A 16,482-nucleotide genomic window follows, 5' to 3' on the forward strand; every position below is an offset into this window, starting at 1 on the left:
GGGTGTCGCCGGCGTCAAAACGACCGCTTCAGAACTGGCGGATAAATCCGTAGCATTTTTATTACCGGCCGAAGTGATGGCGCAGATAGATCAGTTCTGTGATGTTTTGTGGTTGGAAGACGGGCTGGCAAAAAATACTGTAGAAGCTTACCGACGCGATATGCGTCTGTTTGCCGAATGGTTGTCACAGGCGACCGAAAAAAACTTATATCAGGCTGATTACGATGATATCAGCGCCTATATCGCGCTGAAGCACACGTCATCCAAGGCAACTTCTGCCAATCGGCGGCTGAGCGTATTGAAACGTTTTTATTTGCTTGCAGTTCGGCAGAATCTTGTCAGGCAAAATCCGTGTAGCAAACTCAAATCGGCAAAACAACCCGTCCGCTTACCTAAAACCCTGAGTGAAGCGCAGGTAGAGTCTTTGCTGCGGGCTCCTGATGAGTCTCCTCTGGGGCTGCGGGATCGCACTATGCTGGAATTACTGTATGCATGTGGTCTGCGCGTTAGTGAGCTGGTACAGCTGAAGTCTCTGGAGGTTGGCTTAAATGAGGGCGTCTTGCGTGTGACCGGAAAAGGGGACAAAACACGGCTGGTGCCATTTGGCGAGCATGCCAGACTATGGCTGGAACGCTATTTAAGAGAAGCCCGTCCGGTGATATTAAATGGTCAGATCGACGATGCTTTATTCGTTACCGCGCGGGGTGGTGCGATGACGCGGCAGATGTTCTGGATCCTGATCAAGAAATATGCAGCGCAGGCCGGGATTACGATACATCTGTCTCCCCACACTTTACGCCACGCATTTGCGACCCATCTGCTGAATCACGGTGCCGACCTGAGAGTCGTACAACTGTTGCTGGGACATGCAGACATCTCAACGACACAGATTTATACCCACGTTGCGCGAGAGCGTTTGAAAAAACTGCATGCGCTGCATCATCCGCGGGGCTGATCAGGGAGCTTGATTGCAGGTATTGCAAACAAGGTTAATCTGAGGAAATAAAAAAACCTGCGTGGCTCAGAGCGACGCAGGTTGGGTGAGTCTGCTAAACGACTTATTTTACCGCCGTATTTTCATTTAAGAATTGTTCAGCGCGGGTCCAGAAGTCCACATTGTTTTTCAGTGTACGCCATCCGTGCCCTTCATTCGGGTAAGTGATCCACTCAATTTTGGCATCTTTGGGCGCTGCTTTTTTGAATTGCTCACCGTGTACCAAAGGTACTCGGCGGTCTGCCACACCGTAAGCAAGAATCAGTGGTTTGGTTAAGCGATGTGCTTGTGCTACAGGTGACGTTGCTTTCAGTTGTTCTGCATCCTTGGTCTGGTCGCCGATCATCAATGGCATACCATAACGTGTCCATGCGGAGCCGGAGGTATCGCTCCAGGTGACATCAAACAGGTAATTGATATCGGTTACACCGACCCAGCTGATACCACAGCGATACAAATCCGGCTCTTTGATCAGCCCCATCAGCGTTGCGTATCCACCATAGCTGGCACCTGCGATGCAAATACGCTGAGGATCTGCATAACCTTGTGCAATTGCCCATTTGGTCGCATCTGTCACGTCGTCCTGCATTGCCAGTCCCCATTGTTTCCAGCCGGCGCGGAACAGCTTGGTTCCATAACCGGTACTGCCACGGAAGTCCGGCTCAAGTACCGCATAGCCGCGTGATGCAAGGAACTGTGTTTCGCGGTTCCACTCCCAATGGCCGCCTCGTACATAAGGGCCACCGTGTACCATCACTACCATAGGCAGATTTTTGCCGCTGCTGTTTTTGGGCAGAGTGATATAGGCAGGAATTTCCATGCCATCCCGCACTTTGATACGGACAAAGTCCTTGTAGGACATGGTTTTAGAATTGATTTCCGGATGAACGTCACCAATCGGAACAAATTTCTTTGTCTCAGTGTTGAACAGCATATATGAGCCGGGATGTACATCCGAGAACGAGTGAACAATGACGATATCGTTGTTGCCTGATTCCGGACCCCAGATCAGATTTGCCGTGTTTGGTAGCGCTGCATCGACAGTTTTTTGAACGCTATTCCATTTGTCATCCAGCCACAAAGTGGAATAGGCATCACTTTCGTAATGAACGCCTAACAGTTTATTTTCTTTTTTGTTGAAGACGAAGTTGCCCTGGAAGTCGAACCCTTTAGTTGCGACAACCGGTGTATCGTCCAGTTTATTTTTTTTCAGATCAAAACGGTACACCGAAACGGTGTCATTTTTATTCGCCGATGTAACATAAAACTGGCCATCCGGTGCGATAAATGCAGGAGAGAAGCCATGTCCTGTCACGTTGTTGTATTCGATCAGTTTTCGCCATTGCTGCGTTGCCGGATCTTTATAATGCACAGCGGTGAAGTTATCCTGGGAAGTCTCAGCCACCCTGACTTCACCTGACTTATCAATCATAAAGCTGACGGAATTTGTTGGCGTCTGAATAATCTCGTTATAACCGTTGAGCGTATTCAGTTTCATTAATGTATAAGACGGTGTTTTTCGCGTGCCGGTGCTGCGTGTGATGTAAACGTCATTGGAATCAGGTACGTGCGTGACATCAAGAAAATTGTGATAACCATTGAGTACCCGGAATTTGCTGCCGGTGTCACCGGTTGCAATCAATTCCCGTAATTCATTACCATCTTTATTGATCGCAAATAAGCCACTGCCTTTGTAACGGTCACCGTCGCCGATGGAGCGATCGCCCACGCCGAAAACCAGCCTCTGGTTATTGACCCAGTTAAAGAAAACCACATCCGTTTTTTCGTAACCAGCCACAATTTTAGGCTTTAACTTATCGACTTCCATGACCGCCAGTACCAGACGGTCATTTGCTCCTGCCGCCAGCATTGCCACATTTTTACCATCAGGTGAAAACATAACATTCGAGATCTGGGAGCTTTTGAAAAAATTCTCAACTGGTATCGGATTATTTTGTGCGTGAGCCGAGAGTGGTATCGCGGCAGCACTGCTAATGAACAGGCTGACAGTCAGCGCACGGCAGAATTTGTAAAGCGATATTTGCATAAGTGCCTCAAAGAGAAAGTGATTCAGGCGATCGAAAAAATAAACGCCTCGATCAACGAGGCGTTTATAGTCCAGCTAACTACACAAAATTAACGGAATGTGTATTTCGCAGAAACGCGGAAATAACGGCCGGTGTTGTTGTGCAATGTTGCGTTGTAACCCTGAGCGATGGTCGAAGCCGTCGTTGTTGGGTAGTACGGTGCTTTGGTATCAAGAATGTTGCTGATGTTGATGCCCAGCGCCAGATCTTTGAAACCAGTGTAGGTGTAGCCAAGGTCAAATGTTGTCCAGCTTGGTACTGTGCAATCTGGATAGTACTGGTTGTATTTCGGAATACCACCCAGAGAGGTTGAACCTGCTGGTTGTCCTGAACCCCAATGACAGAAGCCACCGTTTGCATATGTCGTTGTGTTGTCGTAACGACGATACTGAGTGATGCTGTCGATGAAACGCATTGCTGCATTCACACTATGAGGACCTTTTTCCCAACGGGCTGTCAGTGTTGCACGCAGGCGAGGGATAGGACCAACTGATGTTGCCCAGTCATTCAGACCACCGGCTGTACCAACGGCATTACGTTCCAGATCGCCTGGTTGTTCTGCACGGCGGTAAGCAATCAGGTATGTTGACTGCAAACCAGTCGTCAATCTACCGTTTTCACCGAGGTTGTGACGCCATTTCATATCAACGTCGAGACCTGTGACTTCTGTACTACCTTGGTTAGTCCATGGTGTTTTGACAGCCAGAATTGCACCGGTACCTGGAATAGGATTGCCGTTAGCGTCTTTCAGCTGATTCAGTGGATTTGTATCGCGAGTGATGTAATCCGCTGGGAAGCTTTGTGGGTGCTCCAGCAGGAATGTCGCACTGGCCAGAGCAACTTCACCTTCCTGACGCAGTTTGTAAGCATCAACGCTGACGTCAAAGTCTTTTGTAGGCGAGAAAATCAAGCCCAGTGCCAGACTCTTGGATTTTTCTGGTTTCAGATCAGGGTTAGCACCGCCGACACCTGAGAAGCTCTTGTTACAGTCACTTTGCTCAGCCCCTGGAACTGGTGTTGTGCCGTTAGGGCAACGGATAGGATCCACGCCGCTGGTGAAGTACTGTGCGCCACCTGGAGCCACTTGTGACAATGCCGGAGCACGGAAGCCTTCGGAGTAGCTACCACGGAATGCCAGACTGTCAGTTGCTGTCCATTTTGCACCGACTTTAGGAACGAAGTTTGCCTTCAGATCAGGGTATTTATCCACACGACCTGCAAAATCCATCTCAAAGTTTTTCAGGAATGGTGTGCGAACTTCAAAGAATGCAGAAGAAACATTACGTTTTGCATCAATTGCAGTTGTTGCCAGACCCAGAATATCACCGCGTGCATTTGCAGCATCAGGAGTGATGGTCAGTTTTTCCTGACGTAATTCTGCACCGACCGCGAAACCGATCGCGCCACCTGGTAAGCTGCCGAATTCAGTCGTTGCTTTACCATCCCATTGAGCGATCTGAGAGATACCGTTGTTTGTCAGATCTTTCGTGATCGTTGGATCTGCTGCCAGTGAAGCCAGCGAACGGTTTTCTGTGATCAGCTTACGCAGGGTTGGCAGATACAAGAAGCCATACGATGTTTCGATACGTTTTGAGCGATTCCACAACAGAGCAGATTCCCAGTCCCAGCTACCGAAGCTACCGCGCAAGCCAGCTAAGATACGTGCATTCTGATTTTCCAGATCTGTACCTGTTTTCAGGTTTTCAAAACGGTAAACAACTGCTGAACGCGCATCTGGATTTGGATTGTCAGGATGACCAACTGGCAGAATCGGTTGGAATGGTTCTGCGAGGCCGCCAACCAGATAGTTAGTGGTTGGTGTTCTGCCGTCAATGGTTCTGGCTGCGGAACGATAAACACGTTTCGAATCAGTGAAAGCAACTTCACTGAAAGCAGACAGATTTTCGTTAATCTTCAGGTTACCTACAGCCATGAAGTTGATATCGTCGGATTTACCCTGGACATCGTTAAACTGATCTGTATCGTAGTTACAGAAAGTGCGGCCGTACAATACGCTGGTAGTTGCAATGCCGTATGCAGCGGAACCAACCAGTTTGCGGGATGGGTCACAATTAGTCTGGTTGATAACAGTAGGACCTGTTGTCAGGAACGATTTACTGTTAGCTGAGCGTTCTTTGAAGAAAAAAGCCTGGTTAGAAGCAAAGCTGGAATATGGATTCAGACGGAAGTTCATATCTGCGTATTGCGCAGCCTGAATATCGTTGGAGCCATCACGTTCGCTGGTTGCTGTTTTTTTGGTTACGTCCAGAGCCAGCAATACGTTGTAACCCTGGCTGGCGAAATCACCGAAGCCGACCGTACCGTTAAAATTCTGACGACCAAACTCGCGGTCATCGTTTGCACCAGCTGCAATATTTAACTCACCACCTTTGTAATCTTTTTTGGTAATGAAGTTAATAACACCGGCAATCGCGTCAGAGCCGTATACAGCAGATGCGCCGTCTTTAAAAATCTCAACTTTTTCCAGAGCTGACAGAGGGATACTGTTCAGATCGTACAACGCAGACTGACCGTTATTCGGGTTTGCGTAGGCAGAAGGTGCCATACGACGACCGTTCAACAGGATCAATGTAGAAGTTGAACCGAGACCGCGCAGGGATGCTGTCGCCACGCCGCGGGAGAAACTGTTTTGATCAGGTGTGTCGTTGTAACCACCAGTGCCCATGGAAGGTACTTTCTTCAGCAAATCCAGCACAGTGGTTGCACCGCTTTCTTTGATTTCTTTAGCAGTAATCGTCTGAATTGGTGATGTACCTTCTTTGTCAGCACGTTTAATATTAGAACCAGTGATTTCGATCTTTTGAACACTTTTTTCTTCTTGAGCCTGTGCCACGCCGGACAACAAGACCGTGCCGGCTAAAACGCCGATTGCAAAGCGCACTGACTGCACGCCTATCTTTTCTTTAAAAATCATATAGATCCCCATACGGTTAACGAACGCAACGCTGATACTTACAAAACTGAGCAGCTAAAGACTTTAGTGTGGAGTAAATAAATTACTGGCTCGCTGACCGCTACCCACAACTGATATGTATTTATATGTGCCGATCAGACTTTGAAAAAATGAAAATAAATAAATCAGACGTAACTAGATTATGTAAATAAAATGGGTGTATGCGAAAGCTTTTGTTACATTAATATGACCTGTTGTTGTAGATTGGGTACAAAAAATGAAAATTTATTTTCTTTTATTTTTACCTTACTTGAAATCCCGTTCACTTTTTCTGATGTCAGACCGGTATTTATATAAATGGTAAAAATATGATAAGCAATTGAAATTAAGCATCTATTTTCATTTATGAGCAGATTGTGATGATATTATTTTTGTGATAATTGATTTCATTTTTGATCATATTATCTTGCGTGGTATCTTGTTACATAAGAATACTTTTCGCAGCGAAATGGTATTGGATTATTTATACGGTATTGACATTTTTCGCACTTATTTGGTGCGTTATTTTTATTGCGGAGGCTTATTTGCTGATGTGATGAGAGGTTATCTATCGATACGGACGATGGTTAGGCGAGAAAAGATGATGTGAGTCGCCTGATTCAGAAGCGAAGACAAATTCGTGAATCTGAGACTAATCGCTATAATCTGTCTCCGACATCAATAGCAAGACGGAGTAGAATTTTGGCCAAGAAAGAACATGTATCTGAAACGCCTGCAACGCAGTTTTTGCGTAAAAACAAGGCGGAATTTTCTGAGCATCCTTACGCCTACGAAGAACATGGCGGTACTGCGGTCTCTGCGCGTGAGCTGGGGGTTGATGAACATCATGTGATTAAAACCTTGGTCATGCAGGATGAGGCGGCGAAACCTTTAATCGTGCTGATGCACGGTGATCGCAAGGTATCGACCAAAAATCTGGCGCGCCAGATCGGGTGTAAATCAATCGAGCCCTGCAAACCGGAAATTGCGCAAAAACACTCCGGTTACATGGTTGGCGGTACGTCTCCGTTTGGCACTAAAAAGACGATGCCCATTTATGTTGAGCGGGCGATTCTGGATTTGCCGAAAATTTATATCAATGGCGGACGCCGTGGTTATCTGGTGGGTATTTCGCCAGCGCTGTTGCAGAGTCTGTTGCAGGCACGTCCGGTGGAATGTGCTCTCGAAGAGTAATTCTGAGGGAGTATGTTATAAAATGCCCTTATTGTCAGCGTCAATAAAGCGCTCTTAAAAATACTGGGGGGAGTATATTTTAACCCCTCGCTTCTCTGGGAAACACATGAATACTATTCTGGCCGGCGTGCTGGCTTATCTGATTGGTTCTGTCTCTTTTGCCGTGGTGGTGAGCAAATTATTTGGTTTATCGGATCCGCGTACGTATGGTTCTAAAAATCCCGGCGCAACGAATGTTCTGCGCAGTGGTAATAAGGCGGCCGCAGTATTAACGCTGCTGGGAGATGCCGTTAAAGGCTGGTTTGCGGTCTGGCTGGCTGCACGTTATGCAGATCAGTTCCAACTGGATGACGGCAGTATCGCGCTGGTGGCGATTGCTGTTTTCCTCGGACACCTGTGGCCGGTATTTTTTAAATTCGTCGGTGGTAAAGGTGTGGCAACTGCTGCCGGTGTGTTGCTCGGCCTGAATGGCTGGCTGGGGCTGGCTACGCTGGTGACCTGGCTGGTGATCGCGTTTGCATTTCGTTATTCTTCACTGGCGGCACTGATTGCTGCGATTTTTGCGCCACTCTATTACGGCATGTTATTCGGACCGGATGTGAAGTTGCTGGCAGTATTTATCATGAGTGGTTTGCTAATTTACCGTCACAGTCAGAATATTGTGAATCTAATGAAGGGTAAAGAAAGCAAAATCGGCAGCAAGAAAAAATAAGAATGCCTGTCTGCCGCGCTTTGACCGTTGCGCGCTGACTTCGTGTCAATAGCACGTCATCCTTTGTAAAAAAAAGGCCTGTTGCGAAAACGGCCTTTTTGTTTATGAACGGTGAATAAGTGTTTCAGGCCCTGGCTGGCGTAGCAAATCAGGCGACGCTTAATTCATGCAAAGGCCAGCGTGGCCGCACATTAAAGCCGTAATCCCGCGTCGCTGCCGCGGGATTTTTTTTGAGTCGCATCGCTCCCGCAAACGCAATCATCGCACCGTTATCGGTGCAGAATTCCAGTTCGGGGTAATACACCTGAAAGCGCCGTTTGGCGGCAGCTGCATTCAGCGCGGTACGTAACTGCCGGTTTGCACCGACACCACCTGCAATCACCAGTCGCTTAAGACCACTTTCTTTCATCGCGGTGACACACTTGGCAACCAGCACATCGACCAGCGCATCGACGAAGCCGCGCGCGATGTCTGCTTTATTTTGTTCGCAGATATTGGCAGTCTGATTTTTCACGACGGTCAGTACCGCAGTCTTCAGACCTGAAAAACTGAAATTCAAGTCTTTGGAGTGCAACATCGGGCGTGGAAACGTAAACACGCCAGGATTGCCGAATTCCGCCAACCGCGAAATTTCTGGACCACCCGGATACGGCAGCCCCAGTAGTTTTGCAGATTTGTCGAAGGCTTCTCCGGCAGCATCATCGAGGGTTTCCCCTAACAACTGATAAGCACCAATACCATCCACCCGCATTAACTGCGTGTGACCGCCGGACACCAACAAGGCAATGAATGGAAATTCCGGCGGCTGACTTGCCAGCAGTGGTGACAGCAAATGACCTTCGAGATGATGCACGCCGAGTACCGGCTTATCCAGTGCCATGCCGAGGCCGCAGGCAAAAGAGGCGCCGACCAGTAAGGCACCGGCCAGCCCGGGTCCCTGAGTGTAGGCAATCGCATCGATATCGTTTTTCTGTATCGCTGCTTTCTGCATGACTTCATTTAACAGCGGCAAAGTACGGCGAACATGGTCGCGCGAAGCGAGTTCGGGTACGACGCCGCCGTATTCTCTGTGCATGGCGATCTGCGAATGCAGGGCATGTGCAAGCAAACCGCGCTGCGTGTCATACAAAGCCAGCCCTGTCTCGTCACAGGAAGATTCAACACCAAGCACTATCATGAAGTTATTTTTGAAATTATTTGAAGTATAAAAATGCAGGAATGCAGCAAAATTCGCATCTGCGTCCACTAATGCGGGAATACAAATCCGGGCGGAATGTCTGACCGGATAATTTTTACGCCGTCGGGATTATAGCCGCCCCGGCACCTTTTTACTCTGATGCCACTGTTTGCGGACGGAGTTCAGTGATGGGCAGATCAATATAGAAATGCGCTCCTTTGTGTAAGCCGGACTCAAAGCCGATGCTGCCACCCATGTGTTCAACCAGTTCCCTGGAAATGGCCAGACCGAGACCGGTGCCGCCTTTTTCTCTGGTGTTCGATGAATCCGCCTGAGCAAATTTCTGAAAAATACGCGAATGGAATTCGGCAGGAATACCTTCGCCATGATCGCGGACGGAAATGCGAACAGCGTTGTCATGGGTTGCTGCACTGATTTCGACGGTCTCGTTCTCCGGTGAATATTTGATCGCATTGGACAACAGGTTAGACAAGATCTGCATCAGCCGCTGACTATCGACTGCAACTGCGACATCCGGTACCGGCGTTAATAATCGCAGATGTATTTTTCTTTGCGTACCAAAGGTCAGATTGCCTTCCAGTGCTTGTGAGAGAAGATGAGCCAGAGGATATTTTTGTATATTGAAATGCATCTGGCCAGCACTGAGTTTTTCCATGTCCAGCAAATCATTGATCAGGAAAGTCAGGCGCTGACTGTTTTTACTGGCGATCGTCAGTAAAGGGGTCAGATTTTTTGGTAAGGTGCCGGTAGCACCACCAAGCACCAGACCCAGCGCGCCAGAAATAGAGGTCAGTGGCGTGCGTAGTTCATGACTGACGGTAGAAATAAATTCGTTTTTAATTCTTTCTACCCGCTTGCGTTCTGTAATGTCACGCACCAGTCCGATATACAACGGGTGTCCGCGTCGCCGCACGGTCGAGACGGATAAGTCCAGCGGAAAGACGCTGCCATCCTTGCGTTGTGCCTCGATTTCCTGCGTAACCCCGATACCGTCTTCGAAAGTATGTTGCCGGATTTTCCGGTTACGGCTGCCATCATTACGGGCAGGTAACAGCATATTGAAATGCTGACCGATCACCTCTTCCTTGTCGTAGCCGAAGATTTTCGCAGCTGCTGCGTTATATCCGTCGATTCTGCCGGTGTGATCAATGGTGACAATGCCATCAAGCACATTATCGAGAATGGCCTCTGTGTGTGCCGCCTGATCGCGCAAGGCTTCGGCATTGGCCTTGCTGTCGCTGATATCCTGAAAAATGCCGTAAATGCGCACGATCTGATCATCCTGATAATAAGGGAGACCGATGACACGTACCCAGCAATGCTTTTTTTTCGCTGTGATAATTTCAAATTCTTCGTCGAATTTTTTGCCGTCTGTTACTGCCTCCTGCATCAGGCGCATCAGATGGTCGCGGTTTTTACCCGGTTTGTAAAATGACACGGCGCTGTCGAGATTATGCACATAATCATCGCCGACTTCATGGATCTGTCTCGTCACCTGACTCCAGAAAACCTGACGATGGCGAATATCGAATTCCCAGGTACCGATGCGTGCCGCGGTGTTCGACTGCTCCAGTAATTCGTAAGCGTGAGCAAGTTTTTCCTCTGCCAGTCGTTCCTGCGTCACGTCCTGATGACTGCCAGACATCACGAGGGGCTTACCATCTTCACTCCAGCTGACCACGCATCCGCGATCCCTGATCCAGACCCAGTGGCCATCCTTATGGCGCATGCGGCTGATCATATCGAAATACGGCAGTTCTCCGTTGAAATGCTTGTTCAGCATTACGCTCGAGCGTTTCAAATCATCTGGATGGCACAAATTCAGCCAGGTCTGAACGGTGGTCGGTTGCAGTTCCTCAAGCGTGTAGCCGAGCATTTCTGCCCACCGTTCGTTATAAATAGTTTCTCCGCTGGCGATGTCGCATTCCCAGGTGCCAATGTTGGTACCCTCAATAATGTTGGCCAGGCGTCTTTCACTCTCTTCATGCTGGCGTTGTACTTTGGCAGCATTGATTAACTGACCTATCGTGATCAGTACCGGCTGCAGAAAATCGATTGTTTGCTGATCGTATTCATCGCTGCTGTCGGCCACTCCTATCATGGCGACGATATCACCGTTGTAGTGAACTGGCATACATAAAAAACGACCGGCTGGGGCTGACGGTCCGCTGTGCGCTTGCGTCAGGGCTGTGTTGACAGTGCCGGACAGCGGCTGTCGGGTACGAAGAACTTCTTCAAAATGTGCAGTCAGAAGATGTGGAGCGGACTCTGCCTCAGCACCCACTGGCAGCATCGCTGAAGTCGCCGCATTCGCGTTGCCGGGGATCGCTGAGTGGATGTGATTTTTCAGAAAGTAATGCCCAGCTTTGTCTTTCCGTACTTCGCAGACCTGACCGTAGTTGCTGCCGGTAAGCAGCACGGCATCGTTCAGCAACGTCCTGATACCTTCATGCTTATCCCGCCCCTTGATGAATTGCGATTGCGCCCGCGCGACTGCATCATTCATTTTTTGCTGCTGTTCCAGTGCCTTGTCCAGTGCGATTCGTTTCAGCGTGCTGTTAACCCAGTCGCCCAGAACGTTGATGAATTCGATTTCGATCTCGCTGTATGCACTTGCACGTGGGTTGTTATCGGAAAAACCCAGCGTTCCGTAACGCTGGCCTTCCAGAAAAAGTGGAATACCGATATAGGTCTCTTGCCGGAAGCGCTGGTAACTCGGGTGATGGCGGTACTGACTCTTCCCTATGTGCTCTATACAGACAACGCCTTCATCGACTTTCAGCAAATCAGAATAGGTCTGATTTTTGGGGAAGAAGTGTCCTTCGCTCAGCGTTTCCAGTGAAGACTGCAATACGCTGACATAAATATTATCGCCTTCATGTTTGGAAATGATGCCGGTGCTCAGCTTCAGATATTCGCAGCCAAGGGCAAGTGTTTCACGTAACAGCGTTTGCGGATTATCGAAGGTCAGGGACGTGATGCGGGCCAGCGTCAGCAAGGCATCATGCTGACGATGTGCCTGTTCGTTGTCAATTTCATGCTCGACGCAGTCAGCGAGATCACGTAAGGCTGACAGTTCCTGCGTTGTCAGAATCCGGGCTTTACTGTCGATAATACAGAGTGTACCTATGCGCTGTCCGTTTTTGGTATGTAAAGGGGCGCCGGCATAAAAACGTATGAAGGGCGCATTCAGGACTAAAGGGTTATCGCTGAAGCGCAGGTCCTTGCTGGCATCTTCGACGACATAAACATCGCCGGACAAAATCGCATGACCACAAAATGAAATATCCCGGTGCGTTTCCTGCGCCTGCAGACCTTGCCGCGATTTAAACCATTGCCGTTCTTCGTCGATCAGAGAAATCAGAGCGATTTCGGTATGGAAAATCTGGCGCGCAAGACGCGTGATACGGTCAAATCTCTCTTCCGGCAGGGTGTCGAGCAGGCGGCATTCCCTGAGTGTATTAAGACGCAGCGCTTCATCTTCAGGATATTCCGGTGGCAACATAGGTGAACTTCGGTACAGGCAGCGATTCAGAGGAGCTGGTATTCATACCATGAAAGCAGGCAGGGCAACATATTTCGCCGATGCAACTAATAATGTTTAACAAAAAACACACAGATTTATTATCTTAACGACTATTTTTCTCTCAGTTTTTCTTTATTGTTTATATATCGCGTGTTCGCTCAGATTACCGCCGGTGTAATACCGTCCTGAAATGAACCTCTGTGCTGTATCGACATCCTGTCGCTATATGAAGTCCTGTGCGGGAGACAGTGTGATTTACGTCAGAAAATCCACATACGGTAGCGTCATTGTCCGGATCGAGAATAATAAGCGGGTCGCATAGACTGCCTTGATTTTTCCGGCGGCTTTCTATTTTTCGAACGTTGTCATCTCTTTTCTGAGCAGAGACAGGTTTCTTTCACGCATCCGTTAAGAGCAGGCCGCAGCGCAGCGGATGGCTTCCTTTACATAGAAATTTGAAAAGCGTCATATGGTAAAAATGTATTGCCGGGATCGTTGATCATATGTGCCTCTCAATTGCATCACGGGCGCAGGGACTCTTTTCCACTTACTGATCCATGAGACGCCCGATCACTGATGCGACGTAAAAAAGTAAGCAGTTGTAGTGAGCTGCAATGCGCGATGTTAAAGCGGAACCACGGATAAGCAGTTTCCTGAAGACAGAAAAAATCAGCGGGTGCCATCAGGAAGCCGGCCTGTCGTGCCAGTGTGCTGATTTCTTGCGCTGTAAGTTCAGAATCTGGCCAGCCTGCGCTGATAAACATACCGCCGCGTGGTTCTGCCAGTGCGGTCAGGCCGGCTTCCTGCAACAGTCTCAGTGCTTCGGTACGCGAACTATCAAGCTGGCGTTTGAGCTTTTCCAGCATACGCCGGTACAGTGTGGAGCTGATCGCATGTAACACCGCACGCTCATTGATTTCCGAGGTCGTCAGCCCGCTCAGCATTTTGATCCGCAGCAATTCGTCAATCAGTGAGCGTGAAGCACAGAGCGAACCGACGCGCAGCGTCGGGGAAAGCACTTTGGAAAAACTACCCACCCGTATTACACGCCTGAGCCCATCCATCGCAGCTAAAGAGGGTTCGGGGCGTGTGCAAAGTTCGCGATAGATGTCGTCTTCAACCAGCCAGAAATCGAATTGCTCTGCCAGTGCCAGCAGACGGTGTGCCTGTGCTTGTGTGAGACTGGTACCAAGCGGATTTTGCAGCACCGTATTCACAAACATGATTTTAGGCTGATGGAGTAATGCTTTTTCCATCAGACCATCCAGATCAAGCCCATGTTCACTCCTCTGTATGCCGACAGGAATGCAGCCATGATGCCGTATCAGTGACAGTAAATTACTGTAACCGGGATTTTCCACCAGCACCGTGTCGCCAGGCTTACACAGTGTGCGCAATATCAGATCGAATGCGTGTGTTGCACCATTGGTCAGCAGAACCTGTTCTGTATCAACCTGAAACAGCTGTTGTGTCAAATGGCGGGCCAGATGCTGGCGCAGACCGGGAAATCCTGCCGGGTGCCCATAGCCGCGCAGACGCTGGGTCGGAATGCGCATCGCCTGTCTGAGTGCGTCCAGCAAAACATCGTCACCATACCATTCCGGTGGCAGCCAGCCGGAACCTACCGGTAAGGCAGAGGAAACACCGGAATATAAATCCGGACTCAGTGCGTCAATCGTGGCCGGTGTTACGGGATGCGGCAAAGGTACGGGCATACCTGCAGGCTTACTCACAAAGTAACCAGAACCACGTCGCGAACTCAGCATGCCAAGCGCGATCAGTCGTTCATAAGATTCGACGACGGTGAACGTGCTCACGGCATTGCATTTGGCAAACTGACGTACCGACGGCATTTTGCTGCCGAGTGGTAAATGATGTTGCCGTATCAGTTGGCTGACTTCACACACGATCTGCTCAACCAGACTGGTCTGACGTCCGCGTGCCAGCGTCAGCTGCGGCCAGACCGCTGGTTCGGATCTTTGTTGCATTTCTTCGGTCAATTCCATTTTTATTCCATAATATAGCAACACGCATCCCTCATCTGGCGCAGAACTGTGATCGGGAAATTTATTGGTATGTCACTTGCTTTGACTGCTCGCTATCAGCTGGTCAGCAAGGCTAGTCCGTATCGTCCGGATGAGAACTGTGCAGTTCAGAAAGCCAGTACGGTTGGGTGAAATTTGACTGGCTGTATATGTCTTCTGCGCATATGCCTGGTTAGGATTTCATCATACTTTTACCGATCGGTAAATTATTTCAGGAGAGCCACATGCTTAGTCAACAACAACTCAATGCGTACTGGATGCCGTTTACGGCGAACCGGGATTACAAAGAAGCGCCACGCGTGGTTGCTTCCGCTGCCGGGATGTATTACCGCGATCAAAATGGTCGCGAGATTCTCGATGGTACTGCCGGGCTATGGTGCGTGCCGCTGGGACATTCTCATCCGACGATAGTCAGGGCAGTGCAGGATGCAATCGCGACGCTGGATTACGCACCGGCGTTTCAGATGGGGCATCCGGCGGCATTTGAACTCGCCGAACAGTTAATTGATTACAGTGGCAATAAATTTGGTCAGGTGTTTTATACCAATTCCGGCTCCGAATCGGTTGATACAGCGATGAAGATGGTGCTGGCTTATCACCGTGCGCGTGGTGAAGGACAACGGACGCGCTTCATCAGCCGTGAGCGTGGTTATCACGGCGTCGGTTTTGGTGGTATGTCTCTCGGTGGATTACCGGCGAATCGCAAACAGTTTCCGAATTTATTGGGTGGTGTCGATTATTTGCCGCATACCTATAATCTCGAAAAAAATGCGTATAGCCGCGGGCTTCCCGAATATGGCACTCATCTCGCTGATGAACTCGATCGCATCGTTGCACTGCATGATGTGTCAACCATCGCTGCGGTGATTGTGGAGCCTTTGTCGGGCTCTGCCGGTGTGATTCTGCCACCGAAAGGCTATCTGAAGCGCTTACGTGAATTGTGCGATAAGCATGGCATTCTGCTGATTTTTGATGAGGTGATTACTGGCTTCGGTCGAATGGCAACACCGTTTGCCAGTGATTTTTTCGACGTCACACCTGACCTGATGACGACCGCAAAAGGGCTTACAAATGGTGTTGTACCAATGGGGGCGGTATTCAGTAAGTCGATGATTTATGAAACCTTGCTCGACAGTCCCGCCGGCATCGAATTTTTCCACGGCTATACCTATTCCGGTCACCCATTGGCATGCGCTGCCGGGCTAGCTTCACTCAAAGTATTCAAAGAAGAAAAAGTGCTGGAGCATGCGCAAAGCATGACCGCATATTGGGAAGATGCTTTGCATTCGCTGAAGGGTTTGCCGCATGTGATCGATTTGCGGAATGTCGGTCTGATCGGGGCGATCGAGCTGGCATCGATACCGGGCAAAGTCGGCGCACGTGCGATGGCAGTGTACAAACAGGCATTTGCGGAAGGCGTGCTGATTCGCACTACGGGCGACATCATTGCCTTGTCTCCGCCGCTCGTGCTTGAGAAAAAACACATCGACGATCTGTTCGGCAAACTCGCCGACATACTCAGGAAAACAGTCTGAGTTCGCCGGATGATGTTGCTGCTCTGTGATCTGCGCTGATCACAGAGCATTTCTTTTTCCTCTATCACTCACTTGTGCTGCCGGCAGCGCTAATACCGGCGTAGTGATCAGGTATCGTCACCAAAAAATGATGGACGGGGGCGCAATGCATACACATGCATGCAATCTGACGGTTGTTATATTGCTTATGACTTCCGGTCTTATCAAGCGATTGCACAACAGATTAGTACAACGACAT

The 16,482-nt window shown here is 49.2% G+C and carries 9 protein-coding genes; 4 read left to right on the forward strand and 5 right to left on the reverse strand.

Translation table 11 applies throughout. The features are described 5' to 3' along the window. The first annotated feature begins 76 nt into the window (after positions 1-76). Complete coding sequence (gene xerD, locus ACPAOP_RS12515; RefSeq protein ID WP_423682312.1) at positions 77-955, forward strand: site-specific tyrosine recombinase XerD; 879 nt, start codon at positions 77-79, stop codon at positions 953-955. Between the two features lie 103 nt (positions 956-1,058). Here the strand turns inward: xerD and ACPAOP_RS12520 are convergent, their stop codons facing one another. Beyond that, on the reverse strand, positions 1,059-2,894 hold the full coding sequence (locus tag ACPAOP_RS12520; RefSeq protein ID WP_423708250.1) for an alpha/beta hydrolase family protein: 1,836 nt from the start codon (positions 2,892-2,894) through the stop codon (positions 1,059-1,061). A 236-nt stretch (positions 2,895-3,130) separates the two neighbouring features. Beyond that, positions 3,131-6,016, reverse strand: coding sequence for a TonB-dependent receptor plug domain-containing protein (locus ACPAOP_RS12525; RefSeq protein WP_423679377.1), 2,886 nt, complete (start codon positions 6,014-6,016; stop codon positions 3,131-3,133). A gap of 717 nt (positions 6,017-6,733) precedes the next feature. On the opposite strand from ACPAOP_RS12525, the gene ybaK reads away from it, so the two are divergent. Both ybaK and plsY read left to right on the forward strand, forming a co-directional pair. Next, positions 6,734-7,228: a Cys-tRNA(Pro) deacylase gene (gene ybaK / locus ACPAOP_RS12530; RefSeq protein ID WP_423710016.1), complete on the forward strand. Its 495-nt coding sequence runs from the start codon at positions 6,734-6,736 to the stop codon at positions 7,226-7,228. A 106-nt stretch (positions 7,229-7,334) separates the two neighbouring features. Continuing rightward, complete coding sequence (gene plsY, locus ACPAOP_RS12535) at positions 7,335-7,940, forward strand: glycerol-3-phosphate 1-O-acyltransferase PlsY (protein ID WP_423679376.1); 606 nt, start codon at positions 7,335-7,337, stop codon at positions 7,938-7,940. A gap of 148 nt (positions 7,941-8,088) precedes the next feature. Here the strand turns inward: plsY and tsaD are convergent, their stop codons facing one another. The 3 genes from tsaD to ACPAOP_RS12550 all read right to left on the reverse strand — a co-directional run bounded on the left by tsaD (position 8,089) and on the right by ACPAOP_RS12550 (position 14,670). Continuing rightward, on the reverse strand, positions 8,089-9,117 hold the full coding sequence (tsaD, locus tag ACPAOP_RS12540; protein ID WP_423708251.1) for a tRNA (adenosine(37)-N6)-threonylcarbamoyltransferase complex transferase subunit TsaD: 1,029 nt from the start codon (positions 9,115-9,117) through the stop codon (positions 8,089-8,091). Positions 9,118-9,268: 151 nt separating this feature from the next. Beyond that, positions 9,269-12,643 carry a PAS domain S-box protein gene (locus tag ACPAOP_RS12545; protein ID WP_423708252.1) on the reverse strand — a complete coding sequence of 1,125 codons (3,375 nt, stop codon included), beginning with the start codon at positions 12,641-12,643 and terminating at the stop codon, positions 9,269-9,271. A 542-nt stretch (positions 12,644-13,185) separates the two neighbouring features. Continuing rightward, positions 13,186-14,670 (reverse strand): PLP-dependent aminotransferase family protein, encoded by a 1,485-nt coding sequence (locus ACPAOP_RS12550; RefSeq protein WP_423708253.1) that lies wholly within the window; start codon positions 14,668-14,670, stop codon positions 13,186-13,188. 263 nt (positions 14,671-14,933) lie between these two features. Between ACPAOP_RS12550 and ACPAOP_RS12555 the strand changes: the two genes are divergently transcribed. Beyond that, positions 14,934-16,244, forward strand: a complete 1,311-nt coding sequence (locus ACPAOP_RS12555) for an aspartate aminotransferase family protein (RefSeq protein ID WP_423679372.1) — start codon at positions 14,934-14,936, stop codon at positions 16,242-16,244. Positions 16,245-16,482: the final 238 nt, after the last annotated feature.

The sequence above is a fragment of the Undibacterium sp. WLX3042 genome, assembly GCF_049544825.1.
Classification (GTDB): domain Bacteria; phylum Pseudomonadota; class Gammaproteobacteria; order Burkholderiales; family Burkholderiaceae_D; genus Undibacterium.